Raw genomic sequence first — 1,510 nt, forward strand, 5'->3', positions numbered from 1 at the left:
GGTCTAGACATCCCAGGTGGGTAAGTCGTCAAGCGGCTGCGGGTGTGCGGTGTGCCCAGGCTTTGTGTTCGTCGTAGGGCGTGTGGTGGCGTAGGCAGCCGTGAAGGATGCCGACGAAGCGGTTGCCGAGGGCGCGTAGGGCTTGATGGTGGGTGTCGCCTTTGGTGCGGTGCTGGTTGTAGAAGTCGCGGGCACCCGGACTTCGGGTCAGTGCGCAAAATGCCCATTGGTCAAGGGCGTCGTAGAGCCGTTTGTTGCGGACGTGGCGGGCCAGCACGGCGCGTTTTCGGCCTGAGGCGATGGTCAATGGTGAGGTGCCGGCGTAGTTTTTGCGACACTTGGCAGTGGTGTAGCGGTTCGGGTCGTCCCCGAACTCACCGAGCACCCGGGCGCCGAGGATGACACCAAGTCCTGGCAGGGAACGGTAGATGTCGGCGTCCGGGTGTTTCTCAAAATGCTCGGCCAAGGCTGTCTCGAGTTCGGCGATCTGAACGTTCAGTGCTGCGATGACATGGACCGCTGCGGTTGTGGTGGCCCCGAACGCTGCGGTTAGCGCAGCAGGTGCCGTGAGGTGTTCGCGGCGCAAGGCTGCCTGGATTTCGTTCGCGCGTGCCTCGATATTGCGTTGTCGTCCAGCAGCTTTGAGTGCTGACCCGATCTTGGACAGGCTTAGCCGGGTGCCTTGTCCGGGAGTGGGTGCGCGACCGAGCACGGCCAACGCGTCACCGTCGGTGAGTGAGTCGAAGGCCTCCAACGCTGCGGGGTAGTACTCCCGCAGCCCGCTGCGCAGCATGTTGGCATGTCGGGTCCGTGCCCAGATCAGGCTCTGATGGTTGCGGGCCAAAACCTTGATCGCCTCGGCGTCGGTGGTGTCCCCGGCGATCAAGCGATGATTGTGCCGGTCGGTGCGCACCAGATCGGCCAGCAGCTTGGCGTCCCCGGCATCGGACTTCGCGCCCGAGACGTGATGACGGTCGCGGTAGCGGGCCGCGGCCATCGGGTTGATCGCCCATACCTGATATCCGGATGCCGTCAACGCCGACACCCACAGGCCGCGGTCGGTTTCGATGCCAATCACCACTTGATCAGGTTCCTCGGCGTGGCCGGCGATCAGTTCGTGCAAGTCCCGCATGCCGGACAAGCTTCGGGTAATCGTCGGGCTGCCAGCCGTTGGCCGGTTTCATCCATCAGATGCACGTCGTGATGGTCTTCGGCCCAGTCGTCGCCGACGAAGATCATCAATGCCCACCTCCTCGGTCGTCGTTGTGACTCACATTGAGCCCGAGGACACCCGGCGGCGGACTAATGGATCAGTGCTCGCATCTGGCACGACATCCCATCAGCGCTTCAAGCGACCTCACCGAGACCGGCCGGGGCACGATCTAGACCTAGGAATCAAGCGTTCTTTCCAGTCGAACAAAGTGCTCACCGGCCAGCGGCTCGATGATCAGCGTCCCGCCGACCAGACCTCAAACCCGTCAACGCCACACCGACCGACTCCCATTAGTCG

1 pseudogene is annotated in these 1,510 nt (G+C 63.2%); it reads right to left on the minus strand.

Annotated elements, in window-relative coordinates:
* Positions 1–28 precede the first annotated feature (28 nt).
* Positions 29–1,239 (minus strand): annotated as a pseudogene (locus tag AWC08_RS23155) (IS110 family RNA-guided transposase).
* Between the last annotated feature and the right edge of the window lie 271 nt (positions 1,240–1,510).

It is taken from the genome of Mycobacterium gordonae, assembly GCF_002101675.1.
Taxonomy (GTDB): domain Bacteria; phylum Actinomycetota; class Actinomycetes; order Mycobacteriales; family Mycobacteriaceae; genus Mycobacterium; species Mycobacterium gordonae.